The 24,430-nt window shown below is 71.7% G+C and carries 22 protein-coding genes; 13 read left to right on the top strand and 9 right to left on the bottom strand.

All coding sequences use genetic code 11. The annotated features are described in order from the left end of the window. Position 1: 1 nt before the first annotated feature. Genes ABJI51_RS24950 through ABJI51_RS24930 form a run of 5 tightly spaced genes read left to right on the top strand, consistent with a single transcriptional unit; the run spans position 2 to position 3,997 of the window. On the top strand, positions 2 to 997 hold the full coding sequence (locus ABJI51_RS24950) for a GDP-mannose 4,6-dehydratase (RefSeq protein WP_348953825.1): 996 nt from the start codon (positions 2 to 4) through the stop codon (positions 995 to 997). A gap of 15 nt (positions 998 to 1,012) precedes the next feature. Then, on the top strand, positions 1,013 to 1,741 hold the full coding sequence (locus ABJI51_RS24945; RefSeq protein WP_348953824.1) for a nucleotidyltransferase family protein: 729 nt from the start codon (positions 1,013 to 1,015) through the stop codon (positions 1,739 to 1,741). Continuing rightward, positions 1,726 to 2,583, top strand: coding sequence for an NAD-dependent epimerase/dehydratase family protein (locus tag ABJI51_RS24940; RefSeq protein WP_348953823.1), 858 nt, complete (start codon positions 1,726 to 1,728; stop codon positions 2,581 to 2,583). Before ABJI51_RS24945 ends, ABJI51_RS24940 begins: the two co-directional genes overlap by 16 nt. Beyond that, entirely contained in the window at positions 2,580 to 3,233 is a 654-nt protein-coding gene (locus ABJI51_RS24935; RefSeq protein WP_348953822.1) for a spherulation-specific family 4 protein, read from the top strand. Before ABJI51_RS24940 ends, ABJI51_RS24935 begins: the two co-directional genes overlap by 4 nt. Continuing rightward, on the top strand, positions 3,200 to 3,997 hold the full coding sequence (locus tag ABJI51_RS24930) for an endo alpha-1,4 polygalactosaminidase (RefSeq protein WP_348953821.1): 798 nt from the start codon (positions 3,200 to 3,202) through the stop codon (positions 3,995 to 3,997). Before ABJI51_RS24935 ends, ABJI51_RS24930 begins: the two co-directional genes overlap by 34 nt. Positions 3,998 to 4,006: 9 nt before the next feature. On the opposite strand, the gene ABJI51_RS24925 is transcribed toward ABJI51_RS24930, so the two are convergent. Beyond that, positions 4,007 to 5,740 carry an ArnT family glycosyltransferase gene (locus ABJI51_RS24925; RefSeq protein ID WP_348953820.1) on the bottom strand — a complete coding sequence of 578 codons (1,734 nt, stop codon included), beginning with the start codon at positions 5,738 to 5,740 and terminating at the stop codon, positions 4,007 to 4,009. A 100-nt stretch (positions 5,741 to 5,840) separates the two neighbouring features. On the opposite strand from ABJI51_RS24925, the gene ABJI51_RS24920 reads away from it, so the two are divergent. After that, positions 5,841 to 6,197 (top strand): BlaI/MecI/CopY family transcriptional regulator, encoded by a 357-nt coding sequence (locus ABJI51_RS24920; RefSeq protein WP_348953819.1) that lies wholly within the window; start codon positions 5,841 to 5,843, stop codon positions 6,195 to 6,197. Continuing rightward, positions 6,194 to 7,231: a M56 family metallopeptidase gene (locus ABJI51_RS24915; protein WP_348953818.1), complete on the top strand. Its 1,038-nt coding sequence runs from the start codon at positions 6,194 to 6,196 to the stop codon at positions 7,229 to 7,231. Before ABJI51_RS24920 ends, ABJI51_RS24915 begins: the two co-directional genes overlap by 4 nt. 9 nt (positions 7,232 to 7,240) lie before the next feature. On the opposite strand, the gene ABJI51_RS24910 is transcribed toward ABJI51_RS24915, so the two are convergent. Further along, positions 7,241 to 10,474: an alpha-L-rhamnosidase gene (locus ABJI51_RS24910; RefSeq protein WP_348953817.1), complete on the bottom strand. Its 3,234-nt coding sequence runs from the start codon at positions 10,472 to 10,474 to the stop codon at positions 7,241 to 7,243. Positions 10,475 to 10,678: 204 nt separating this feature from the next. Here ABJI51_RS24910 and ABJI51_RS24905 point away from each other — a divergent pair, with 204 nt between their 5' ends. Beyond that, positions 10,679 to 10,909 (top strand): hypothetical protein, encoded by a 231-nt coding sequence (locus ABJI51_RS24905; protein ID WP_348953816.1) that lies wholly within the window; start codon positions 10,679 to 10,681, stop codon positions 10,907 to 10,909. Here ABJI51_RS24905 and ABJI51_RS24900 read toward each other — a convergent pair. Beyond that, complete coding sequence (locus ABJI51_RS24900) at positions 10,899 to 12,380, bottom strand: amidase (protein ID WP_348953815.1); 1,482 nt, start codon at positions 12,378 to 12,380, stop codon at positions 10,899 to 10,901. The genes ABJI51_RS24905 and ABJI51_RS24900 overlap by 11 nt on opposite strands. A gap of 87 nt (positions 12,381 to 12,467) precedes the next feature. Further along, positions 12,468 to 13,322: a DUF72 domain-containing protein gene (locus tag ABJI51_RS24895; protein WP_489617905.1), complete on the bottom strand. Its 855-nt coding sequence runs from the start codon at positions 13,320 to 13,322 to the stop codon at positions 12,468 to 12,470. A 150-nt stretch (positions 13,323 to 13,472) separates the two neighbouring features. On the opposite strand from ABJI51_RS24895, the gene ABJI51_RS24890 reads away from it, so the two are divergent. The 4 genes from ABJI51_RS24890 (at position 13,473) to ABJI51_RS24875 (ending at position 17,880) form a co-directional block, all read left to right on the top strand. Beyond that, entirely contained in the window at positions 13,473 to 15,200 is a 1,728-nt protein-coding gene (locus tag ABJI51_RS24890; RefSeq protein WP_348953814.1) for a hydrogenase maturation protein, read from the top strand. A 102-nt stretch (positions 15,201 to 15,302) separates the two neighbouring features. Beyond that, complete coding sequence (locus ABJI51_RS24885) at positions 15,303 to 16,742, top strand: non-reducing end alpha-L-arabinofuranosidase family hydrolase (RefSeq protein WP_348953813.1); 1,440 nt, start codon at positions 15,303 to 15,305, stop codon at positions 16,740 to 16,742. A 210-nt stretch (positions 16,743 to 16,952) separates the two neighbouring features. Further along, positions 16,953 to 17,324, top strand: a complete 372-nt coding sequence (locus ABJI51_RS24880; RefSeq protein ID WP_348953812.1) for a hypothetical protein — start codon at positions 16,953 to 16,955, stop codon at positions 17,322 to 17,324. 52 nt (positions 17,325 to 17,376) lie between these two features. Continuing rightward, positions 17,377 to 17,880, top strand: coding sequence for a DUF305 domain-containing protein (locus tag ABJI51_RS24875; protein WP_348953811.1), 504 nt, complete (start codon positions 17,377 to 17,379; stop codon positions 17,878 to 17,880). Positions 17,881 to 17,923: 43 nt separating this feature from the next. Here the strand turns inward: ABJI51_RS24875 and ABJI51_RS24870 are convergent, their stop codons facing one another. From ABJI51_RS24870 to ABJI51_RS24860, 3 genes are read right to left on the bottom strand one after another with little or no spacing between them, the layout of a single operon-like run. Further along, entirely contained in the window at positions 17,924 to 20,146 is a 2,223-nt protein-coding gene (locus ABJI51_RS24870) for a heavy metal translocating P-type ATPase (RefSeq protein WP_348953810.1), read from the bottom strand. Next, positions 20,146 to 20,997: a DUF8832 domain-containing protein gene (locus tag ABJI51_RS24865; RefSeq protein ID WP_348953809.1), complete on the bottom strand. Its 852-nt coding sequence runs from the start codon at positions 20,995 to 20,997 to the stop codon at positions 20,146 to 20,148. Before ABJI51_RS24865 ends, ABJI51_RS24870 begins: the two co-directional genes overlap by 1 nt. Before the next feature lie 27 nt (positions 20,998 to 21,024). Then, a complete protein-coding gene (locus ABJI51_RS24860) occupies positions 21,025 to 21,231 on the bottom strand; it encodes a heavy-metal-associated domain-containing protein (protein WP_348953808.1) in 207 nt (68 codons plus the stop codon). 262 nt (positions 21,232 to 21,493) lie between these two features. On the opposite strand from ABJI51_RS24860, the gene ABJI51_RS24855 reads away from it, so the two are divergent. Continuing rightward, positions 21,494 to 22,435 carry a hypothetical protein gene (locus ABJI51_RS24855; RefSeq protein WP_348953807.1) on the top strand — a complete coding sequence of 314 codons (942 nt, stop codon included), beginning with the start codon at positions 21,494 to 21,496 and terminating at the stop codon, positions 22,433 to 22,435. Positions 22,436 to 22,659: 224 nt separating this feature from the next. Here the strand turns inward: ABJI51_RS24855 and ABJI51_RS24850 are convergent, their stop codons facing one another. Further along, complete coding sequence (locus ABJI51_RS24850; protein WP_348953806.1) at positions 22,660 to 24,024, bottom strand: MFS transporter; 1,365 nt, start codon at positions 24,022 to 24,024, stop codon at positions 22,660 to 22,662. Then, on the bottom strand, positions 24,024 to 24,419 hold the full coding sequence (locus ABJI51_RS24845) for a hypothetical protein (protein ID WP_348953805.1): 396 nt from the start codon (positions 24,417 to 24,419) through the stop codon (positions 24,024 to 24,026). The genes ABJI51_RS24850 and ABJI51_RS24845 overlap by 1 nt, the downstream gene beginning before the upstream one ends. Positions 24,420 to 24,430 lie beyond the last annotated feature (11 nt).

Genomic DNA, 24,430 nt, shown 5'->3' with positions numbered 1-24,430 from the left:
CATGACGGGACTGGCCGTCGTCACCGGCGCCGAGGGCTTCATCGGTTCGCACCTGGTGGAAGCGCTGGTGCGGCGCGGGCACCGGGTCCGTGCCATGGTGCTCTACAACATGTACAGCTCGCAGGGCTGGCTGGACACCGTCGATCCCGGGATCCGCGAGCAGGTCGACGTCGTGTTCGGCGACGTCCGCGACCCGGCGAGCGTGCTGCGGCTCGTCGAGGGCGCCGAAGTCGTCTACCACCTGGCCGCGCTCGGCTCGATCCCGTACTCCTACGCCGCGCCACGGTCCTTTGTGGACACCAACACGATCGGCACCCTGCACGTGCTGGAGGCGGTGCGCGCGTGCCGGACGCCCCGGCTCGTGCACACCTCGACCAGCGAGACCTACGGCACCGCGCGGACGGTGCCGATCACCGAGCAGCACCCGCTGCAGGCGCAGTCCCCGTACGCCGCGTCCAAGATCGCCGCGGACAAGCTGGTCGAGTCCTACCACCTGAGCTTCGAGGTGCCCGCGGTCACGCTCCGGCCGTTCAACACCTTCGGCCCGCGGCAGTCGGCGCGGGCGGTGATCCCGGCGGTCATCACGCAGCTGGCGGCCGGTGCCCGGCAGCTGCGGCTCGGCGCGCTCGCGCCGACGCGGGACTTCACCTACGTGACCGACACGGCCGAGGCGTTCGTCGCGCTCGGCACCGCGCCGGCGTCCGCGGTGCTCGGCGAGCAGTTCAACGCGGGCACCGGCGCCGAGGTGGCGATCGGCACGCTCGCGGCGGACATCGCGCGGCTGATGGGCCGCCAGGCGGACATCGTCGAGGACACGCAACGCCTGCGCCCCAAGGACTCCGAGGTCATGCGGCTGGTCTGCGACGCGTCGAAGCTGACGCAGCGCACCGGCTGGCGCCCGCGGCAGACCCGCGACGAGGGCCTGCGCAAGACGATCGAGTGGTTCTGCGAGCCGGGCAACCTGGCGCGGTACCGGCCCGGCGAATACAACCAGTGACACGAGGAGGCGACCATGCACGCGGTGATCCTGGCCGGCGGCAAAGGCATCAGGCTGCGTCCCTACACGACGCGCCTGCCGAAACCACTCGTGCCCATCGGGGACGAGTTCTCCATTCTCGACATCGTCCTGAGCCAGCTGGCGCACTGCGGGTTCGACCGGGTGACGCTGGCGATCGGGCACCTCGGCGAGCTGGTCCGCTCCTACGTGGGCGACGGCAGGCGGTGGGGCCTGGACATCGGCTACCACCAGCAGGGTTCCGCGCTGGGCACGATGGGCCCGGTCCTGGAGCTGCTCGACCAGCTGCCCGAGGAGTTCCTGGTGATGAACGGCGACGTGCTGACCGACATCTCCTACCTCGACCTGCTGCACCGGCACCGTGAAAGCGGCGCGCCGCTGACCGTGGCGACCTACCAGCGGCAGGTACAGGTCGACTTCGGCGTCCTGTCCACAGAGGACGGTGTGGTGGTCGACTTCGTCGAGAAGCCCAAGCTGGACTACCGGGTCAGCATGGGTGTCTACGGGCTGAGCCGCCGGACCCTCCTGCCCTACACACCCGGGCTGCCGTTCGGCTTCGACGAGCTGGTCCTCGACCTGCTGGCCCGGCACACCCCGCCGCACGAGTACGCGTTCAGCGGCTACTGGCTCGACATCGGCCGTCCCGACGACTACGACCGCGCCAACGCCGAGTTCGACCTCATCAAGGAGTCCCTGCTGAAAGGCGCGCGATGCGCGTCCTGGTGATCGGGGCCGCAGGCTTCCTCGGCGGGCACGTCCGGCGCGCGGCGGCGGCGCGGGGCTTCGAGGTGGTCGCGCCCGGACGCCGTCACCTCGACCTCGCGACCGGCAGGGCGGAGCTGGCCGGGCTGGTCGCGGCGATCGCGCCACGGGCCGTCGTCAACTGCGCGGGCGCGGTGACCGGCGACGCCGCGGCGTTGAACGCGGCGAACGTCGCCGGCACGGAGAACCTCGTGCGGGCGCTCGGCCCGGGCGTCCGGCTGGTCCACCTCGGTTCGGCCGCGGAGTACGGCCGGGGCTCGCCGGGCGTGCCGGTCACCGAAGCCGCGGAGCCCCGGCCGCTGAACCCCTACGGCGTGACCAAGCTGGCCGGGACGCGGATCGTCACGCAGGCCCGCGCGTCCGGGCTCGACGGCGTCGTGCTCCGCGTCTTCAACCCGGTCGGGGCCGGCGCGCCCGCCAGCGGGCTGCCGGGCCGGGCGGCCGCCGCCCTGCGGAAGGCCCTGGCCGACGGCGGTGACCTGCGGCTCGGCCCGCTCGACGCGGTCCGGGACTTCGTCGACGCCCGCGACGTCGCCGACGCGGTGCTGGCGGCGCTGACGGCACCGGACCTGCCGCCGGTGCTGAACATCGGCAGCGGCCATGGCGTGCCCGCGCGGGCGCTGGTGAAGGAACTGCTGGAAGTCAGCGGCGCGGGCTGCGCGGTGTACGAGGACGCGCCGGGGTCGGCACGGTCGGCGGACGTGCCCTGGCAGCAGGCGGACATCACCCTGGCCACGCGGGTCCTGGCGTGGCGGCCCCGGCGCGGGCTCGCGGACGCGGCCGCCGACCTGTGGCGGGCATCGTGACCAGGCTGGTCGTCCCGGCCTACTTCCACCCGGCCGTCCGCCGGGACGACTGGGCGGAGCTGGCCCGCAACCCGGCCCGGATCCGGCTCGTCGTGCTCAACCCGGCCAGCGGCACGGGCCCGCTGCTCGACGACGTGTTCCTGGGACCGCTGGAACGGCTGGGCGAAGCCGGGATCGAGGTCGCCGGCTATGTCGACACCGGCTACGGGAGCAGGCCGGCCGCCGAGGTGGTCGCCGAGGCGGGCCGTTACGCCGACTGGTACGGCGTCGACGGGGTGATGTTCGACCGCGTTTCGGCGTCCTTCGACGATCTCGGCCACTACGCGTCGCTCGCCAGGGCCGTGCGGGCGATCGGCGTCCGCACGCTCGCGTTCAACCACGGCGCACACCCCGCGGAGGCGTACGCGGAGCACGCCGACCTCCTCGGCACGTTCGAGGGCCCGTTCACGTCCTATGTGGACGCCGGCATCCCCCGCTGGGTCCGGCGCTGGCCTGCGGAGCGGTTCGCCCACCTCGTGCATTCGGTGCCACCGGGGTACTTCGCGGAGGTGCAGCGGCTCGCGAGCCGCCGGAACGCGGCCAACGTCTTCGTCACCGACCAGGGGGGACCCAACCCATGGCACTGCCTGCCCGCCTCACTCGTTTCGTAGCGGGCTGCGCCCTGCTCACCGTCCTGTCCGGCGCATGCGCGGCAGCACGGCCCGCAACCGGCCGCTGGGTCCCGGCGCCGGGCACGACGTGGCAGTGGCAGCTCGGCGGCAAGGTCGACACGGGCGTAGACGCGGAGGTCTACGACATCGACGGAGTGGACAACGACGCCGAGGTGGTCGCCACCCTGCACGCGGCCGGGCGCCGAGTCGTCTGCTACGTCAACACCGGCGCGGCCGAGGACTTCCGGCCCGACGCCGCGGCGTTTCCCCCTGCGGTGAAAGGGAAGCCCGACGGCTGGCCGGGCGAGCAGTGGCTGGACATCCGCCGCCAGGACATCCTCCGCCCGATCATGGCGGCCCGGTTCGCGCAGTGCCGGGAGAAGGGCTTCGACGGAATCGAAGCCGACAACGACGACGGTTACGCGGCGGACACGGGCTTCCCGCTGACGGCCGCGGACCAGTTGTCCTACAACCGGTTGCTGGCCGGGCTGGCCCACGGGCTCGGCCTTTCGATCGGGCTCAAGAACGACTTGGGCCAGGTGGAGGACCTGCTGCCGGACTTCGACTTCGCGGTCGACGAGCAGTGCGCCGAATTCACCGAGTGCGAGCGGCTGGCGGCGTTCGTCAAGGCGGGGAAGGCGGTTTTTCACGTGGAGTACAACCTCGAGCTGACGCAGTTCTGCGCGGAGACCACCGCGCTGGGGTTCAGCTCGATGCGCAAGAACCGCAGCCTCGACGCACCCCGCTGGCCGTGCCCGGCGTGAGACGTCCGGTCACCCCCGGCAGTCGAACAACGTCATGCCGCCCGGGGTTCGGAGGTGGACCGGGGCGCAGTGGGCGCGGGCCCAGGCCGCGCGTTCTCCGAGTACGCCCGGCAGGCCCGGCACCGCCGTCAGATACAGGAACCGCAGCTGTTCCTCGCGAACCAATTCCGCCACCTCAGCCAATTCCGGGTACGGCGAGAAGCCCGTGAACCCGCCCATCGGGAGCACGCTGTACCCGGCCGCGAGGTACGGCGACGCGGTGCTCGCGTCCCCCGTCGCGAACAGGAAACGCTCGCCCGCGTGGTGAGCCCGCAGGTAATCCAGCAGTTCCGGGTCGATGTCCGACCCCGGCAGGGGCGCGTCGATCGGGGGTACCGGCCCGGTTGGGGGCATGCCGAGGATGCGGGACAGCGTGATCCGGGGATCGGCGACGCCGAAGACCGCGACGGCCGTCTGCGGGCCTGCGACCGGGTTGGCCGTGTGCATCGAGTTGCGCGGTACCGCGGGCGTGATCGCGATCCAGGCTGCCGGTCCCGCCAGCAGCACCACCGCGCCCGCCGCCGCGGCTCCGCGGCGATGTCCCCACACCGCCACGCCGAGGGCGGCGACCGCCACGAGCCAGCCGGGGCCGCCCGCCCGCGTCATGATCACCGCGGCGGCCGCGGCGGACAGGACGCCGCCGGCCGGCAGGACCCAGCGGAGGCCGGTGCGTTCCCGCCACCACTTCCAGGCCGGGGGCACTCCGGCGCCGATCGTCGCGGCCAGTGCCGGGGCGAGCAGCGTTGTGTAGTACGGGTGGAGGCCCGGCAGGAAGCTCAGGACCACCACTGCGGTGAGCAGCCAGCCGCCCCAGAGTGTCCACAGTGGATCTTTGCGGGACGTCCACCAGCAGGCGGCCGCGAGGACCAGCGCGAGCGGGAGCAGCCAGCCTGCCTGGCCGCCGAGCTGGTCGTCGAACAACCGCAGCGGCCCGGGTGGCCCGCCGTACGGGGCGCCGTCGCCGGTCAGTCCGCGGTCGAGGCCGTTGTAGCCGAACACCATTTCCCACCACGTGTCGCCGGGGCTGCCGTCGACGTGCGGGCGTTCGTCTCGCGGGACGAAGCCGACTGCCACCAGCCACGCCATCGACACCACGAGCGCCGTCCCGCCCAGGACCGCCGCCCGGCGCAGCCGTGGTCCCGGTGCCACCAGGCACGCGGCGAGCAGGGCCGGCAGGACGACCCACGCCTCGACCATCTTGACCTGGAAGCCCACACCGACCAGGGCGCCGGACACGACCAGCCAGCGGCCGTCGTCGAAGGCGCGGGTCAGCGCGTAGGCGGCCGCCACCAGGCACAGCACCAGGAGCGGGTCGACCAGGTTGACCCGCGCGGCCGCGAACGTCACCGGAGAGGCCAGGAGCACGACGGCGGCGATCACGCCGGCCCGGGTCCCCGCCCAGCGGCGGACCGCCGCGAACAGCAGCGGCACCGTCGCCGTCGCGGCGAGGGCACCCGGCAGCAGCAGGACCCAGGCGTGGAATCCCAGCACCCGCACGAAGAGCGCCTGCACCCACAGCCCGCCCGGCAGCTTGTCCACCGTCATGCTCGCGGCCGGGTCGAGCGCGCCGAAAGCGAACGCCGACCAGCTCGTGCTCATGCTGCGCACCGCCGCGCTGTAGTAGTAGTGCGTCCCGCCCCGGAGCAGTCCCCAGCCGTGGAGACAGCCCGCCACCAGGGTCAGCACGACCGCCGGCCGCCGCATCGCATCCCCTCCTTCACTACGTGTCGTAGTACTACGAGAAGTAGTACTACACGCGACGCGGACGTGTCTACTACGCTGTGTCGTGACGAACGGAGGGCCGATGGGGAAGCTCGGCGAGCTGGAGCGCGCCGTGATGGACGCGCTGTGGGGCCGGGACAGCCCGGTCAGCGTCCGCGCCGTCCACGAGGCGCTCGCCGACCGCGGGCTCGCCTACACGACGGTGATGACCGTGCTGTCCCGGTTGGCGGACAAGGGTTTCGTGCGCCGGGAACGCGACGGCCGCGCATGGCTGTACGCGCCGGCCGCGAGCCGCGACCAGTACGTCGCCGAGCTGATGTTCGAGGCACTCGGCGAGACCGGCGACCGCGACGGCGCACTGACGCACTTCGCCCAGGCGGTGAGCGCCGAGGAGGCCGACGTCCTGCGCAAGGCACTCACCCGCAAGCGACGGCCGTGATCTACGTCCTCCACCACGTCGCCGCGCTGATGCTGGCCGGACTCGCGGCAGGCTACCTGCGGCGGGCGCGGTGGCCGAGCCTGCGGCCCCGGCTGGCGGTGGCCCTGTGGCAGGCGATCGCGCTGACGATCGTCGTCTCGGCCGTCAGCGCGCTGCTCGCGCTGGGGCTCATGCCGCTGCGCCGCGGCATCCTGCCCGGCCTGCTGTCCTTCGCCGCGGCCGGGCCGGATCCGCTCGGCATGCCGGCGATCACCGCCGGGCTGGCGCTGGCCGCCGGGCTCGTCGCGCAGCAGCTGTGGTGCGCGGTCCGCGTCGCCCGGCAGCGGGCACGGCACCGCAGCCTCCTCGCGCTGCTCGCCGAGCCCTGCGACGGCGCGCTGGTCGTGGACCACCCGCTGCCGGTCGCCTACTGCGTGCCCGGCCGCACGGCCGAGATCGTGCTCAGCACGGGCGCCCGCCGCCTGCTCACCGACGGCGAGCTGGCCGCGGTCCTCGCCCACGAGCACGCCCACCTGCGCGAACGGCACGACCTCGCGCTCGCCCCGTTCACCGCACTGGCCCGGCTGTTCCCCGGCTGCCGCAGGCTGAGCGCGGACATCCAGCTGCTGCTGGAAATGCGCGCCGACGACCGCGCCGCCCGTCGCCACGGACGCGAGGCCGTCGCCACGGCATTGGAGAAGTTCCGCGCCCACGGCGCGACGGCCACCCCACCGGGCACGCTCGGCGCGGCGGCGGAGACGCTGGGCGCGGCGGCAACCACCCCACCCAGCAGCCTCAGCGCCGCAACCACTCCACCCGGCACACTGGGCGCGGCGGCGGAGACGCTGGGCGCGGCGGCACCCACCCCACCCGGCACACTCAGCGCGACAGCCACCCCACCCGCCACCCTCAGCGCCACAGCAGCCACGACGTCCCGGATCGACCGCCTCCGCCGCCCACCTGCCACCGGCCCGCGCCTCCTGCCCGCGCTGGTGACCGCCACCGTCGTCACCGTGCTGGCGACGCCCCTCAGCCTGCTGCTCACCCCGTTCTGAGTCCCGCCGCTACTTCCGGGCACTGAAGCGGTACTGGCCGGAGCCGACGACCACGACGGTGGCCTTCTTCGCCGGGTCGTACCGGACGTCGAGGACGCCAGGCGCCGACCGGAGCTGCTTGCCGGACTCGGTCACGGATGCCGCGCCGCCCGAGGGGATCACCACCTCGGCCGTGGTGTTCACCGGCACCGTCACGGTCATCGTCAGGCCGTCGCCGGTCAGCGCCCACGCGTTGGACAGCTTTCCGTAGACCGTGTCGATCGCGCCCTCGGCGTGGGTGAGGCCGCCGCCGATGTGGGGCTCGACGATGCTGCGGTGGTAGCCGGCTTCGGCGATCCGGAGGCCGCCGATGTACTGGTGCATCCAGTCGGCGACCGCGCCGTAGGCGTAGTGGTTGAAGGAGTTCATGTCCACCGGGCCGAACGTGCCGTCGGGCTGGATCGAGTTCCAGCGCTCCCAGACCGTCGTCGCGCCCTTGCCGATCTCGTAGCCCCACGACGGATAGTCCTTTTGGGACAGCAGCGTGTAGGCGAGGTCGTCGCGGCCGATGTTCGTCAACGCCGGGAGCAGCCACGGCGTCCCGATGAACCCGGTCCTCAGGTGGTTGCCGCTCTGGGCGAGCTTCGCCACGTACTTCTCCCCCGCCCTGGCCTTCAGCGCCGGGTCGGTGATCAGGTCCATGCCGAGCGCGAGCGCGTAGCCGGTCTGCGAGTTGCCCCGCACGGTTCCGTCGGCCGCCACGTAGGCGTTGGTGAACGCCGCGCGGACGTCGGCGTGGAGCTTGGTGTACTCGGCCACTTCGGCGGTCCGGCCGACCGCGGCGGCCATCTCCGCCATCATCCGGACGTCCTGCGCCCAGATCGCGGTCCCGAGAACACCCTGGTCGGACGGGTCGTCGAGGTTCAGCCAGTCGTTGGTGAAGAACGTCAGCCGCCCGGTTTCCAGGTTGTCCGGCCCGGCGCTCGCCCGTGCGTAGGCGAAGAACCGGCTCATCGCGTCGTAGTTCTCGCGCAGCACCCGGGCGTCCCCGTAGGCGTGCCACAGCGAGTACGGCACGGTGATGAGCGCGTCTTCCCAGCCGACGCCGCTTTCGTCGAACGCGCCGTTGGTGGACGGGACGACGGCCGGGATGGACCCGCTGCCCTTCTGCTCGTCGCGGACGTCGGTCAGCCACTTGCCGAGGAACGCCCGCATGTCGCTGAGGTAGGCGGCGGTCGGGGCGAAGATGTTGATGTCGCCGGTCCAGCCCAGCCGCTCGTCCCGCGCCGGGGTGTCGGTCGGGATCGAGAGGAAGTTGCCCCGCGCTCCCCAGGCGACGTTGCTCAGCAGCTGGTTCAGCATGCCGTCGGACGTTCCCAGCGTCCCGGTGCGGCGCAGGTCCGAGCCCCACACGACACCCTGGACGTCCGCCGCGGACGGCGGTGTGGCGAGCCCGGTGACCTCGATGTAGCGGAACCCGTGCTGGGTGAACGCCGGCTGGTAGGTGACCGTGCCGTCCCGGTCGAAGCGGTAGTAGTCGGTGGCGGTCGCCGCGCGCAGGTTCGCCACGTACATCGTGCCGTCGGGGTTGAGCACCTCCGCGTGCCGCAGCTTGACCGTCTCCCCCGCCTTGCCGGTGATCTTCACCCTGGCGACGCCGACCATGTTCTGGCCGAGGTCGTAGATCGTGACACCCGGGGCCGGGCTGGTGACGGTTTTCGTGGCGAGCACCTGGGTTTCCCGCACCGGCTCGTCCGGCTGCGGGGACAGCTTGGCCGTGTCCGAGGGGCGCACGGCGACCGGTGCCCACGCCGCGTCGCCGAACCCGGCGTCCGCCCAGCCCGGCTGCTCGAACCGGGCGTCGTAGGTCTCCCCGAGCTGGTTGTCGGTCGCCGCGAACGGGCCGGTGTGCCACTTCCAGTCCGGCGTCGTGTCGACCCACTGCGTGCTGCCGTCGGTGTAGGTGATCTTCAGCCGGGCCACCAGCGCGAGGTCGGTGCCGTACTGCCCCTTGCCTGCCAGCCCGATCTTCCCGGCCCACCAGCCGTCGCCGAGCGCGGCCCCGAACCCGTTCGCCCCGGCCCGGACCAGGCCGGTGACGTCGTAGGTCTGGGACTGGATGCGCTTGGCGTACTCGGTGTAGCCCGGCGCGAGGAACTGGTCGCCGACCTTGCGGCCGTTGAGGGTCAGCTGGTACACCCCGTGCGCCGACGCATAGACCCGGGCCTGCGCCACACGTTTGCCCGGCGTGGTCGCGAACGACGTCCGCAGCAACGGCCCGGCCGCGTCCCGGCCGGTCCACAACGCGTCGGTGTCCCCGGCCACGGTCAGTTCACCGGTGCCGATGCTGCCACCGGTGAACGGGTTGGGCACGGCCATTTCCGCGTTCGCGAGCACGGTTCCGTCCGGTTTGGACACCGTGAACTTCCCGACGGTGACCGATTCCGCGCCGTAGGTGCGCAGCCCGGCGCGGCCGCTCGCGAAGTCCGTGACCGTCCGCGTGTCGACGACGACACCGTCCAAAGTGGTCCGGACGGTGTCGCCCTCGACGGTGTAGGCCACGGTGTGCGTCCCGGCCAGCAGCCCGGCGCGGGTGAACCCGAACGGCCGCAGGTCCACTTCGGCCAGCACCGAGTAGCCGCCGTTCACCCGGCGGTGCGGCCGGAGCATCGGCACCGACGTCGCCGAATCGCCGACGTTGAGCTGCCACATGTAGGCGTTGCCGGCGTCCCGGGCACGCAGGAAGGTCCCGAACGCGATGTTGTTGAGCCGGAAGGACTCCGTGACGGTGTAGTCCGTCCACTGCTCGTACGACGGCGACGGCTTGCCGATCCACGCCGCGGCACCCCAGTCGGCCGCGGTGAGCAGCCCGGTCTCGAACCACGCGGGCGCGCTCCAGCGGCTCGGCGTGCCCCGGTCGTCCCAGATCCGGACACGCCAGAAGTACCGGGTGCCGGAGGCCAGCGCCGGTCCGCCGTAGGCGACGTCGACCTGCCGCGCGGACTTGACGCGCCCGGAGCGCCAGACGCCGTCGGTGCCGGGCGCCGATCCGACCTGCAGCTCGTAGGCGGTCTGGGTCACCGCCCGGCGCGTCGAGGACGACTGCCAGCCGAAGACCGGCGCCGCACCGGGAATCCCCAGCGGGTTCACGCGGCCGTTCACCGTGAGCCCGGCGACGACGACCGCTTCCCCGGCCGGGGTGGCGTCCGAAGTGCCCGGCAGCAAGGTGAAAACCATCAGGACGACCAGCAGCAGGGCTCTCATGCGGCGCCGCCTTCCAGCCTGCCCCACTCGGGGCCGTCGGATTGAAACGATTCAACCGGTGGAAACTTCCGTGAGACTAGGTGACCTGGACCACAACCGTCAACTGTCGCCGGACTGCGACTTCCGCCGTTCGGCAGACAAGGACGTCCCTTTCATGATTGTTTGTCCCCGCACGTGTCCACGAAGAGAACGGGGGAGACACAGGTGAAGAGGAAGATCGCGGCGGCCGCCGCCGTCATGGGGGCGCTGGCGTCCACCATTGCGTTCGCGCAGCCCGCGAGCGCGGGCGTGGACCCGAGGTACTACTACGAGTCCAGCTGGCCGGAGGAAGGCGACTGCCAGATCAACGGCTACTTCGGGCAGCAGGACGGCCGGTGGTCGGCCTACTACTGCTCCGCGTCGACCTGGTCGTGGGACCTCTACATCAAGCCGTAGGCACCCGGGGTGGCCTTCGCTGCGTGGCAGGAAGGCCACCCCGTTCCGGGGCACGGAAGCCGCCGATCTCCGCTTCGAGCAGCTCGGCCAGGCGCAGCGGGGTGCGGTCCTCGAACATCGGGCCGACGAGCTGCGCCCCGACCGGCAGGCCCTCCGGCGACCGGCCCGCGGGCACGGCGGTGGCGGGCAGGCCCGGCATGGTGGCCAGCCCGGCCCAGACGAGCTGGTCGAAATAGGGGTACTCGGCACCGTCGATGGCGATGCGCCGGTCCAGCGGGTTCGGGTGGTGGTCGTGCGGGAACGCGGGCGTCGGCGTGACCGGGCACACCACCGCGTCGAATTCGGTGAACAGCTGCCGCCAGCCGTGGCGGTGGGCCTCGCGGCGCCGGTCCGCCTGCAGCCATTCCTGGTGGCTGAACGTCATGGCGCGCAGCCGCACGGCGTCGAGGCTCTCGTCGTCCGGGTCCGGCTTCCGCAGCGATTCGACGGGAAACCGGGCCACGGCACCGGAAATCAGCAACTGCATGTAGAGCCTCGCGGCCTCCGACAGATCCGGGAGCAGCGGGCTGTGCCGTTCGACGCGGGCGCCGCCGCGGTCCAGCGCGGCCGCCACCCGGTTCACGCCCTCCCGCACCGCGGCGGCGGTCGGGATGAGCGGGTGCTCGTCGAGGACCAGGACGCGGAAGTCGCCGAGCCGCTCGTGACGGGCGGGCGGCAGGGCCAGCCGGTGGGCCAGGCCGTAGGTCAGCGGGTCGGGTCCGGCCATGACGTCGAGCAGCAGCGTGAGATCGCGGGCGGTGCGCGCCATCGGCCCGACGACGGCGAGGTCGGGGACGACCGGCCAGGCCGGTTCGGTCGGCGGGACCATCCCGCGGTGGGCGGCCAGCCCGAGCGTCGGCTTGTGCGCGTAGACACCGCAGAAATGCGCGGGAGTGCGCAGTGAGCCGGCGAGATCGGAGCCGATCGACAGCGCACCGAACCCGCACGCCAGTGCCGCCGCCGACCCGCCGGACGAGCCGCCCGGCGTGCGGGTGTGGTCCCACGGGTTGACGGTCGTGCCGTAGATGGCGTTGAAGGTCTGGATGTCCTGCAGCCCGAGCGGCACGTTGGTCTTGCCGAGCACCACCGCACCGGCGGCCTTGAGCCGCGCCACCTGGACGGCGTCCTCGCCGGGCACGAAGTCGCGGTACGGCGGGATGCCCCAGGTCGTGGGCAGGCCGGCGACGTCGTAGGACTCCTTGACGGTCACCGGAACGCCCAGCAGCGGCCGCTCTTCACCCCGCGCCCGTGCCCGGTCGGCGCGTTGCGCGGCCGCCCGCGCCCGCTCGAAGTCCGGCACGCAGATCGCGTTGATCGCCTGGTCGTCCCGCTCGATGCGGGCAATGGCCTCGTCGGTCAGTTCCGCCGACGTCACGGCACCGGCCCGCAATGCGCTGAGAAGTTCTTCGGCGGGGTGAAAGCTCCATTCCATGAATCCGACGCTAACGGACCGCCCGCGCGGGCACGAAATATTATTTCGCGCAACAAGGACACGAAATTCCGGATTGCGCAAGAGTGGTCAGAACAGCGTCGCGGGCTCGACCGGCTCCGGCTCGGGCAGCTTGTCGAGGCCGGGCACCAGCGCACGGACGTCCTCGTAAAACCGGCGCGCGAGCAGGGGCGCGTCGTGATTGTCCGGTGTGTGCACGAAAACCGTCGGGGACCGGCCCTCGCGCAGCCACGCGGCCACCACCTCGGTCCACGGCTGCCAGCCCGCCGCCGTCTCCTCCGCCGAATCGCGGCCCAGGTACCGGACGATCGGGTCGTTCGTCAGCGCCCGCGTGCGCCGGGGCAGCCGCGGCTTCCGCGCCCATGACTCCTGTTCCGCCTCGCTGACCGGCGGGCTCCGGAAGAACACCGTGGTGTCGAACGGCACCCACTCCGCCTCCGCCGTGGCGAGGGCGCCCTCCAGCAGCGACGTCGCACCCGCGTCGGTGAAGAACCCCGGGTGCCGCACCTCCACGGCACGCCGGAGGCCCGCGGGCAGGCGGCGCAGGAACCGCGCGAGGACGTCGACGTCCGCGGGGCCGAACGAGCCCGGCAGCTGCGTCCACAGGACCGCCCGGTCGCCGAGCGGTGCCACCGCGTCCAGGAACGCCCGCATCTCCGTCTCGACGCCGGTGAGCCGCCGCTCGTGCGTGACGACCTTGGGCAGCTTGACCACGAACCGGAAGTCCGGGCCGGTCTGCTGCGCCCAGGTCGCCACGGTGTCCCGGGCGGGCGTCGCGTAGAAGGTCGTGTTGCCCTCGACCGCGGTGCACCAGCCGGCATACGCGCGCAGGCGCTCCCTCGCCGGCAGGGACTGCGGCACGAACCGCCCCAGCCACGCCTTGTGCGTCCACATCGCGCAGCCGATCCGCAGACGTCCCGGCATGTCAGCTCCCCTCGACGGTCAGTGAAAAACTACTGCACCGCCGCCGCCGGGAGCCCGGTTGGCCGAAGGCAGTTACCCCGTTGGCCGCGTCGCATCCGTTGGTGTGTCGGGTAACGTCGATCGGTCGTCCCGGCGGCGAGCGGAGGCCCGGTGAGAATCCTGTTGCTGTGCTCGGCCTTCAACGGCCTCAGCCAGCGTGCCTGGCACGCCCTGCGCGCCCGCGGCCACCACGTCACCGTCCGGACCGTGCACGATCCGCGGGACATCGCCACCGCGGCGGCCGCGGCCGATCCGGAGCTGATCGTCTGCCCGTTCCTGCGGCAGCGGGTGCCCGAGGTGGTCTGGCGCAGCCACCGCACGATCATCATCCATCCCGGTCCGGAGGGCGACCGCGGCCCGTCCGCGCTCGACTGGGCGATCATGGACGGCGAGCCGACCTGGGGCGTGACCGCCCTGCAGGCCACCGGCGACCTCGACAGCGGCCCGGTCTGGGGCACGCGGACGTTCCGGATGCCGTCCGATCCGCCGCGCAAGAGCACCCTCTACAACACCGAAGTGTCCGACGCCGCACTGAGCCTGATCCGCGAAGTGGCGGCCAAGGCCGAGGATCCCGGGTTCACGCCACGGCCCCAGCGGCAGCGGCCCGGCGCCGTCCGCCCGCTGGTCCGGCAGGCCGACCGGGCGTTCTCCTGGGCCGACCCGACCGGGCACATCCTGCGCCGCATCCGCGCCGCGGACGGCCGTCCCGGCGTGCACACCGAGCTGGCCGGTGTCCCGGTCGCGGTGTTCGACGCCCATCCCGGGGACGCCCCGCCCGGCGAGCCCGGCACCGTCGTGGCACGCCGCCAGGACGCCGTGCTGGTGCGGACCGGCGACGGCGCGCTGTGGATCGGGCAGGCACGGCGGCTGGCGCCCGAAGCGCCGGGCACGACCGTGAAGCTGCCCGCCGCGCTCGCGCTCGGGGACGGCGTGTCCGGCGTGCCGCAGATCGCGGGCCCGCCGGAGCTGCGGGAAATCGGCTACCGGCGGGTGGGCAAGGTGGGGTGGCTGCGCTTCGCCTTCTACAACGGCGCGATGAGCACCACGCAGTGCCGCCGGCTCACCGCGGCCGTGCGGCACGCGGCCGCGCAGGACACCGCGGTGCTGGTCCTGGCGGGCGGCGAGGTGTTCTCCAACGGCCTGCACCTGGGGGTCATCGACGCCCATCCGGCGCCTGCCGCGGAGGCGTGGCGGAACATCACCGCGATCGACGACGTCTGCCGCGAGATCATCGGCTGCACCCGCCAGCTCGTGGTGTGCGCGCTCGGCGGCGACGCGGGGGCGGGCGGGGTGATGCTGGCGCTCGGCGCCGACCGGGTGATCGCCCGCAACGGCGTCCTGCTCAACCCGCACTACCGGAAGATGGGCCTGTACGGCTCGGAGTACTGGACGTACGTGCTGCCGCGGCGGGTCGGCGACGAGCGGGCGCAGCGCCTGACGACCGACTGCGAACCGGTCACCGCCGCCGAAGCGGCCGCGATGGGGCTCGTCGACCAGCTCGCCCCGGCCGGCCGTGACGGCTTCGCCGAAGCGGTGCTGGCCTACGCGACCGACCTGGCCGGCAGTGGCCGCGCGAGAGCCCTGCTCAGGCGCAAACGGGCCGTGCGGGAGGCCGACGAGCACCGCAGGCCGCTGGAGACCTACCGGGTCCGGGAGCTCGCCGAAATGAGCCACGACATCTTCGACGACCGCCACGGGTTCGCCCGCGCCCGGCGGGCGTTCCTCACCGGACGTCCGGCCGGTGGGCCCGGCCGGGATCACCCGCCCGTCCGTGGCGGTGTGACCCGCACGCTGACCGGTGTAACTTTCAGTCCTTCGCGAGCCCGGGACATGCCCTGAAGCGGCGAAGTCCGCGCGGTGATTGACAATTCTTCACCCACCAGCACAGGCTGACGCACCCATGTTAGCGGTAACAGTCGTCCGGGCTGGGAGAAGTTCGTCATGAACCGAAAAAGAATCGGCCGCAGCGGCCGATCCCTGATCGCTTTGCTCACCGCCGCGGCGACCGTCGCGGCCGGGGTTCTGCTGGGGGCCAACGACGCACTGGCCGATTCCACCGGCGCCCTGCGCGGAGTCGGCTCCGGCCGGTGCCTCGACGCGCCGAACCAGGCCGACGGAACCGCACTGCAGATCTACGACTGCTCGGGCGGGGCGTCCCAGCAGTGGACGGCGACCTCCGCCGGGCTGCTGACGGTGTACGGCAACAAGTGCCTGGACGTCCCCGGCAGCGCGACCACCGCCGGGACCCGGGTGCAGATCTGGACCTGCCACGGCGGCGCCAACCAGCAGTGGCGGGTCAACGCCGACGGCACGGTGGTCGGGGTGCAGTCCGGGCTCTGCCTGGACGTCACCGGCGCCGCGACGGCCAACGGCACCGCGGTGGAGATCTGGACGTGCAACGGCGGCAGCAACCAGAAGTGGACGGGCCTGTCGGGCACCCCGCCGACGACGACCACGACGACCGGCGGCAACACCGGCTGCTCGCTGCCGTCGACGTACCGCTGGAGCTCCTCGGGCGTGCTGGCGAACCCGAAGAACGGCTGGGTGTCGCTCAAGGACTTCACCAACGTCGTCTACAACGGCAAGCACCTGGTGTACGCGTCGAACGTCTCGGGATCGTCGTACGGCTCGATGGCCTTCACGCCGTTCACGAACTGGTCCGACATGGCTTCGGCGGGCCAGACCGGGATGAGCCAGTCCGCGGTGGCGCCCACGCTGTTCTACTTCGCGCCGAAGAACATCTGGGTGCTGGCCTACCAGTGGGGTGCCTGGCCGTTCATCTACCGCACGTCGAGCGACCCGACCAACCCCAACGGCTGGTCGTCGCCGCAGCCGCTGTTCACCGGCAGCATCTCCGGTTCCGGCACGGGCCCGATCGACCAGACGCTGATCGCCGACAGCCAGAACATGTACCTGTTCTTCGCCGGCGACAACGGCAAGATCTACCGGGCGAGCATGCCGATCGGGAACTTCCCGGGCAACTTCGGCTCGAACTACACGACGATCATGAGCGACACGCAGGCCAACCTGTTCGAAGCGGTCCAGGTCTACAAGGTCCAGGGCCAGAACCAGTACCTGATGATCGTCGAGGCGATGGGCGCGGGCGGCCGCTACTTCCGCTCGTTCACGTCGTCGAGCCTGAGCGGTTCGTGGACCCCGAACGCGGCGAGCGAAAGCAACCCCTTCGCGGGCAAGGCCAACAGCGGCGCATCGTGGACGAACGACATCAGCCACGGTGACCTGGTCCGCACCAACCCGGACCAGACCATGACGGTCGACCCGTGCAACCTGCAGCTGCTGTACCAGGGCAAGTCCCCCTCGGCAGGCGGTCCTTACGACCAGCTGCCGTGGCGGCCGGGCCTGCTGACGCTGCAGCGCTGATCGCTCCGGGAGCACGAGGAACCCCAGCCGCCCAGCGGCTGGGGTTCCTTTTTGGTCCGTTCGGGGCATCTTCGTAACATCTGCTTCAAGAAGAGCTGGGTGACGATGATCGCGAAAGTACTCGAGGACGCTCCCGGCGACGGCGTCTGACCGGGCCGGAGCAGGCCCCAGCCACTGACCCGGCTGCCACGCCATTGCTACGGTGGTGACGTGACGGCGAAGCGGTTCGGCCACATACGGCAGGTCATCTTGCTGTGCGCGCTGGCCTTCTGCGTCGTCGCGATGCATCACGTCAGCCCGGCGTCCGGGATGCCGGACACCCCCGCCTCGGCCGTGTCCGTCTCCGCGATGCAGGCGCCCGCCCACTCCGATGGGCATGGCGACGGGATGCACGACGTCCTGCATCTCTGCCTGGCCGTGCTCGGTGCCCTGCTCGTCGCGCTGGTCGCCTTGCTCGTCCTGCCGATCTTCGGCACGCTCCTCTTCCGGGCCCCCGGGCCGCGTGGTTCTCCGCGTCCCGGACGTCCGCCCGACCGGACCGGGCACACCATCCTCACTTCTCTGTGCGTGCTGCGTACGTGATCGGCCGCGTTCCGGCCCATTCACGTATTCCCCATTCAGAGAAGGATTTGTCATGCGCAAAATCGTCATCCTCGGCGGGCTCGCCCTCGCCGTGTTCCTCGGCGGCTGCAGCACCACCGGCACCGCCGGCCACAACGCGGACGACGTCGCGTTCGCCCAGCAGATGATTCCGCACCACCGTCAGGCGCTCGACATGGCGAAGCTCGTCCCGTCGCGCAGCACCGACCCGAAGGTCGCCGATCTCGCGAACCGGATCGAAAAGGCACAGGACCCCGAAATCCGGCAGATGGAGGGCTGGCTGTCCGCCTGGGGCGCCGGGAGCGGCCACGAATCGATGCACGGGGACGACATGGGCCGGCTCGAAGCCGCCAAGGGCGCGGAGTTCGACCGGCTGTGGCTCGGCTCGATGATCAAGCACCACCAGGGTGCCGTCGAAATGGCCAAGACCGAACTCGCCAAGGGCAGTGACGCCGGCGCGAAGGACCTCGCCCGGAGGATCATCGACGCCCAGCAGGCGGAAATCACCGAAATGCAGGGGCTGCTCGCCCGCAGCTGACCAGCGGCCGCCGGGGCAGCGAATGCCCCGGCGGCGTGGTCGGTCAGGACGTGGCGCGCGAGGTGAAACCCCGCAGGCGCAGGCTGTTGCCCACCACGAACACCGAGCTGAACGCCATCGCCGCGCCCGCGATCATCGGGTTCAGCAGGCCCGCCGCGGCCAGCGGCAGCGCCGCCAGGTTGTACGCGAACGCCCAGAACAGGTTGCCCTTGATCGTGCGCAGCGTGCGGCGGGACAGCCGGATCGCGTCGGCCACCGCGCGCAGGTCGCCGCGGACCAGGGTGATGTCGCTCGCCTCGATCGCGACGTCGGTTCCGGTGCCCATGGCCAGCCCGAGGTCGGCCTGGGCCAGCGCCGGCGCGTCGTTGACGCCGTCGCCGACCATCGCGACGACCTTGCCCTCGTCCTGCAGCCGCTTGACGACGTCGAGCTTGTCCGACGGCAGCACCTCGGCAATCACCTCGTCGATGCCGGCTTCCGCCGCCACCGCCCGCGCGACCGCGGCGTTGTCCCCGGTGAGCAGCACCGGGTGCAGGCCCAGCTCGCGCAGCTGGGAGATCGCCTCGGCCGACGTCGGCTTCACCGTGTCGGCGACCAGGAGCACGCCGCGCGCCGCGCCGTCCCAGGCCACCGCCACCGCGGTGTGCCCGCGTTCCTCCGCCGCGGCCTTCGCGGCGGCGAGGTCGTCCGGCAGCGGCCGGCTCCAGTCCTCGAGCAACGCCGTGCGTCCGATGAGGACCGCGTGTCCCTCGACGATCCCTTGCACGCCAAGGCCTTCCACGTTCGTGAAGTCCTCGACGGCGGGCAGCTCGCCGGTCCGTTCGCGGGCCGCGCGGGCGATCGCCGTGGCGATCGGGTGCTCCGACGCGTCCTCGAGAGCGCCCGCCAGGCGCAGCAGCTCGGTCTCGTCGACGCCGTCGGCGACGTGGACGCCGACCAGCGTCATCCGGCCTGCGGTGACCGTGCCGGTCTTGTCGAGCACGACGGTGTCGACGCGGCGCGTGGACTCCAGGACCTCCGGGCCCTTGATCAGCACGCCCAGCTGCGCCCCGCGGCCGGTGCCGACCAGCAGCGCCGTCGGCGTGGCCAGCCCGAGCGCGCACGGGCAGGCGATGATCAGCACGGCGACCGCCGCGGTGAACGCGGCCGCCGTGCCGGCGCCGGTGCCGAGCCAGAAGCCGAGGGTGGCGGCCGCCAGCCCGATGACGATCGGCACGAACACCCCGGACACCCGGTCGGCCAGGCGCTGGACCTCGGCCTTGCCGCTCTGGGCGTCCTCGACCAGCTTGGCCATCTGCGCCAGCTGGGTGTCCGCCCCGACCCGGGTTGCGCGCACGACCAGCCGCCCGCCCGCGTTGACCGTCGCCCCGGTGACCGCGTCGCCCTCGCCGACCTCGACCGGCACCGATTCGCCGGTGAGCATCGAGGCGTCGACGGCCGATTTGCCCTCTTCGACCACGCCGTCGGTGGCGATCTTCTCGCCGGGCCGCACGACGAACCGGTCCCCCACGGCCAGCGCCGACGTCGGGATGCGCACCTCGGCGCCGTCCCGCAGCACGGCGACTTCCTTCGCGCCCAGCTCCAGCAGCGCACGCAGCGCGGCACCGGCGCGGCGCTTCGACCGCGCCTCGAAGTAGCGGCCGGCGAGGATGAACGTCGTGACACCGGCGGCGACCTCGAGGTAGATGTTGCCCGCACCGTCCGACGGCGCGATCGTCAGCTCGAACGGGTGCACCATGCCCGGCAGGCCCGCGGTGCCGAACAGCAGCGCCCACAACGACCACGCGAACGCGGCGAGCACGCCGAGGGACACCAGCGTGTCCATGGTGGCCGCGCCGTGCCGGAGGTTCGTCCACGCGGCACGGTGGAACGGCCAGGCACCCCAGGTGACGACCGGCGCGGCCAGCGTCAGCGAGATCCACTGCCAGTACGTGAACTGCAGTGCGGGCACCATCGCCAGGAGGATCACCGGGACCGCGAGGACGGCGCTGGTGATCAGGCGCTGCCGCAACGGCTTCGTCGGATCGTCCTCGCCCTCCGGCTCTTGGGGCTGCTCCGGCTGGGGCAGCGTCGCGCTGTACCCGGCGGCCTCGACCGTGGCCACCAGGGTGGCCGAGTCGACGCCCTCGGGGGCCTGCACGCGCGCCTTTTCGGTGGCGTAGTTGACCGAAGCGGTGACGCCGTCGAGCTTGTTGAGCTTGCGTTCGATGCGGTTCGCGCACGACGCGCAGGTCATGCCGCCGATCGCGAGTTCGATCTCGGTCATCACGCCCTCCCCGCCGTCGGCACGGTGAACTCGGCGGTCCGCACCACGTCGCCGTGCTTGAAGTCGAGGAACAGCCGGTAGGTGCCCTCGCTGGGAACTTCGGCGGCGAACTTCACCTGCGCCCCGTCGGCGCCCGCGGGATGGACGTGCAGGTAGGCGAGGTCGCCTTCGCGCAGCGCGACCAGGTGCCCGGAGGCGCCGAGGTAGGGCTGCAGCCCGGCGACCGGAACGCCGTCGCGCGAGACGGTCAGCGTCAGCGGCGACGTCTTCCCGGCGGTCAGGTCCCCGGCGAGTTCGACGGTGTAGCCGTCGACCTTCGCGACGCGGCTGGGTGCGTAGCTCGCCGGCTGGTAGTCACCCGCGACGGACAGGTCGGTCCCGAGGGTGACCGGCTTGCCACCGGCAGGCGCGAAGTCGGCGAACGCCCGGTAGGAACCGGCGGCGGACAGGGTGAGCGGAACGCTCCAGGTGCCGTCCGGCGCCATCTCGGGATGGACGTGCCGGAAGCCGGCGGTGTCCCGGCGGACCACGATGAGGTGCAGTTTCTTTTCGTGTTCGACGTCGAAAGCGGTCACCGGCCTGCCGTCCGGCCCGGTGATGGTGAAGGAGAACCGGCCGGGCGTGGGAGTCCGGTCGGCGACGGAGAAGGTGTAGCCGTCCCGGCTCGAGGCCAGCCCGCCCGGCAGGTCGTCCACCGGGGCGGCCATACCGGCGTGTTCGCCGGCGTGTTCCTCGACGTGTTCACCGGTCGCCGCCGGTTTTGGGCCCGCGGCGTTCCCGACGGCGAACCCGCCGGCGGCGAGCAGGACGAGCGCCCCGCCGAACACGGCGAGCCGTGCTGTGGTGTTCATGTCTGCTTCCTCGTATGAAGGCCGGGCCTACCCGGCAAGCTGGTACCCGGCTTCTTCGACGGCGGCCTTGACCTGCGCGTCGTCGACCGGACGGCTACTGGTGACGGTGACGGCCCCGGTGGGCAGGTCCACCGCGACCTCGGTGACGCCATCGATGGCGCCGACCTCTTCGCTGACCGAGGCCACGCAGTGCGAGCAGGTCATGCCGGTGACGGTGTAGGTGCTGGTGGTCATGGCGTCCTCCTTCGGTTGAGCTGAGGATGACAGTACCCCTAGGGGGTATGGGTTTCAAGTGACTCAGGTCTCGCCTCCACCCCCGGCTCCGCGCGCGAGGGAGCCCGCTGTCCGTCACTTACGTGTACCGAGATCGCCGCCCGGAATCACAGGCGAAAACGTCGCCTGTCCAGCTGCGATTCGCAGCCCGGAGGTTACGAAGCGCTCTCTTCGGTTTACGAGCAGTCAACACCCCGCCTACCATCGGCTGACTTGCAGGTACGTGTCGAAGCTGTATGCGCGAAAGGCTCCGGCGATGCTGAAGAGTCTTATTGAGTGGTTCGACAGACAGTTACTGGCTCGCGGGGCAGCCGCGACGGTTCGCTCGATCTTCGCGGTTCTGGGCTTTTCGGTGGCCGTGGCGGCGGTTCCGGGCGTGCCGGCGATCAAGCTCTCCGCGCTGCTTCTCATGATCCTGCTGGCGCTGACTTTCGCATTGGTGTTGTTGCATGACCGCGCGCGGCTGAAGCAGCAGGCCGACGAAGATCGTTTCCTGCTGTCACGGTACTGCCGGTTCCTGGGGGAACGACATGGCTACGTGGCCCGGGTGCTCAGCTGGCGGCAGGCCGCGGTGATCGCCGCGGACGGCAGCGCCAAGGAGGTCATCCGGATCCACGCGGTGTCGATGCGCCGCGAGCTGTATTTTCTCCCGCTGAAGTTCGGGGCCCGCTGGGAGCAGCCGAAAGCAGTCCAGAAGCAGGTCCGGGTCAAGGTGCGGAGCCTGCTGCTGGAGGAAAAACGCGGCACTTCGTGGCGCGCCACGGTCAATTGGCTGACGGATGGCCGCTTCGAGCTGATTTGCCACCTGCGGGCGCCGGTGAAGATGGGCGCGGACATCAAAGTGGAGATCGAATGGTTCTGGCCGGGCAAGTGCGCCCCCTTGGTCAAGCGCCGCGAGCCCGAGGAGTTCGTATTCAAGTTCAACAAGCTGATGCCCGTCGAGTTCGCGGAATACCGGATCACGCTGCCGGTCGGGCACGAGGCCTACTGCGAGCCGATCGGCTTCGAGGAGCCGAGCGACTCCTTCGAGATTCGGTGCACGGAGAACCCGAACGAGAGCAAGACCTACACCTTCACGGGATTGGGTCTCACTCCCGGCCGGGAACTCGGCATGCGCCTCGAGGTGAAGCCTCGCGACGCAGCGCGGATGTTGATCGAGGACTGAGCAGGCTTCAGCCGCCGTTTTCTCCGCCGAGCTTTGTCATGGTGAATTTCTCCGGATTCAGGGGTGGCCGTCGGACCGGCAGGCCCTCCGGCGGCTCTGGTCGGCCGGCAGCGGCCGACCGCGTCAAGTTGCGCGCAACGTATCGTGCCTGCCGAAGACCCGCGACCTCAGGGTGGCTGATTCATTCGTCAGGGGAACCCGCCCCCCCCCCGGTGCTGCCGTGCTCATCGGGTCGCCGTGGTCGGTTCCCGGGCCCAGTGCCCGGTCGAAACGAGGCCGAGCAGCACCGTCACCACCCCGCAACCAGCCAAGACGGTCCACGCAACCCAGCTCGGCGCACCGCTCGCCACGAGCGAACCGCACACCGCCACACCGATCGCGCCGCCGGTCTGGCGGCAGGTCGAGGCGATCGCCCCGGCGACTCCGGCCTGGTCACGCGGCATTCCCGCCAGGGCGGCGTTGGTCATCGGCGTCCCCACCAGTCCGAATCCCGCCCCGAACACCAGATAGGCGCCGATGAGGTACCCCATGCCCGTATCGGGTCCGGTTCCGGCGAGCAATCCGGCTCCGGCGGTCAGCAGCACCCCGGCCAGCACGAGCGGCAGCCGGGCGCCCCGGGCCGCCACGATGCGGCCCGAGATCGTCGCGCAGGCTGCCCCGGCGGCGGCCATCGGGATGGTGAGCAGGCCGGCGCGCAGTGCGCTGAAGCCGCGGACTTCCTGCAGGTAGAGGGTGTTGAGGAAGAGGAACCCGACGACGGCCAGCAGGGCAGCCACCGCGATGACCGCCGCACCGGAGAAGGCCGGGCTGCGGAAGCACCGGACGTCCACCAGCGGCTCGGCGCGCCGCCGTTCCACCACGACGAGCCCGGGCACGGAGACGGCGGCCACCGCGAACAGCGCGACGATCACCGGCGAGCCCCAGCCGAGCCGGGGCCCTTCGATGACGGCGGCGGTGAGCGGGCCGAGGAAGGTGACGACGAGCAGCTGCCCGAGCGGATCGAACGACCGTGGCCGCGCGGCCCGCGACTCGGGCACGAACTTCCGCGTGAGGACGATGGCCACGATCCCGATCGGCACGTTGACCCAGAAGATCGAGCGCCACCCGAAGCCGCTGACCAGCAGCCCGCCGAGCACGGGCCCGCAGGCACCCCCCAGCCCGGCGACGGCACCCCAGGTGCCGACGGCCCTGGCGCGATCCCGCGGGTCGCCGAAGGTGGTGGCAATGATCGACATGGCAACGGGATTCAGCATCGCCCCACCCACCGCCTGCAGCGCACGGGCGGCGATCAGCACCCCGAGGGTCGGCGCGAGGCCGCAGAGGAAGGAGCCGAGCGAGAACAGCCCGAGCCCGGCCTGGAACACCCGCCGCCTGCCGAACCGGTCGGCGACCGAGCCGGAGAACAGCAGCAGGCAGGCGATGACGAGGACGTAGGCATCGACAATCCACTGAAGCCCACTGACCGGCGCGTGCAGGGCCTGCCGGATCGAGGGCAGCGCCACGTTGGCGATCGTGGTGTCGAGCCCGGCCACGACGACGCTGAGGCAGCAGGTGAGCAGCACGACGGTCCGCTCCCGCGGCGACAGCATCAGCGGAGTTCCAAGGCTTGCCGGAGATCGCCGCCGTCGCGTATCAGGACCGCAGTGCCCGGCAGGTCATCAGGCAGCTCGCCGCGCTGGGCTTCGGCGGTGAGCAGCCACGGGCCGCCGGGGACCATGATGACGGCGCCGGCCCGGACGGCGAACTCGGCAAGCAGGTCGAGCGGCTGCCCCGCCGAGAAATGGTTGATCATGAAGCCGCTGAAGGTTCCGGGCGTCACGTCGGCGTGGATGTCGGCCTCGCCGCCGTCCGGGGTGTGCACGTGCCAGTGATGACGCGCAGAGTCCGCCCGGTCGACGTACGGCAGGAACACGGCGAAGGCCGACGACGGCATCGGGGCCGCGTCACCGCCGGCGAAGGCCTGGGCGAACAGGTCGTAGCTCATGCCGCAGGCTA

The sequence above is a fragment of the Amycolatopsis melonis genome, from assembly GCF_040064235.1.
In the GTDB taxonomy this organism is placed as follows: domain Bacteria; phylum Actinomycetota; class Actinomycetes; order Mycobacteriales; family Pseudonocardiaceae; genus Amycolatopsis; species Amycolatopsis melonis.
The sequence above is the reverse complement of the archived record's forward strand: the minus strand, read 5'-3'. Positions and strand labels throughout refer to the sequence as shown.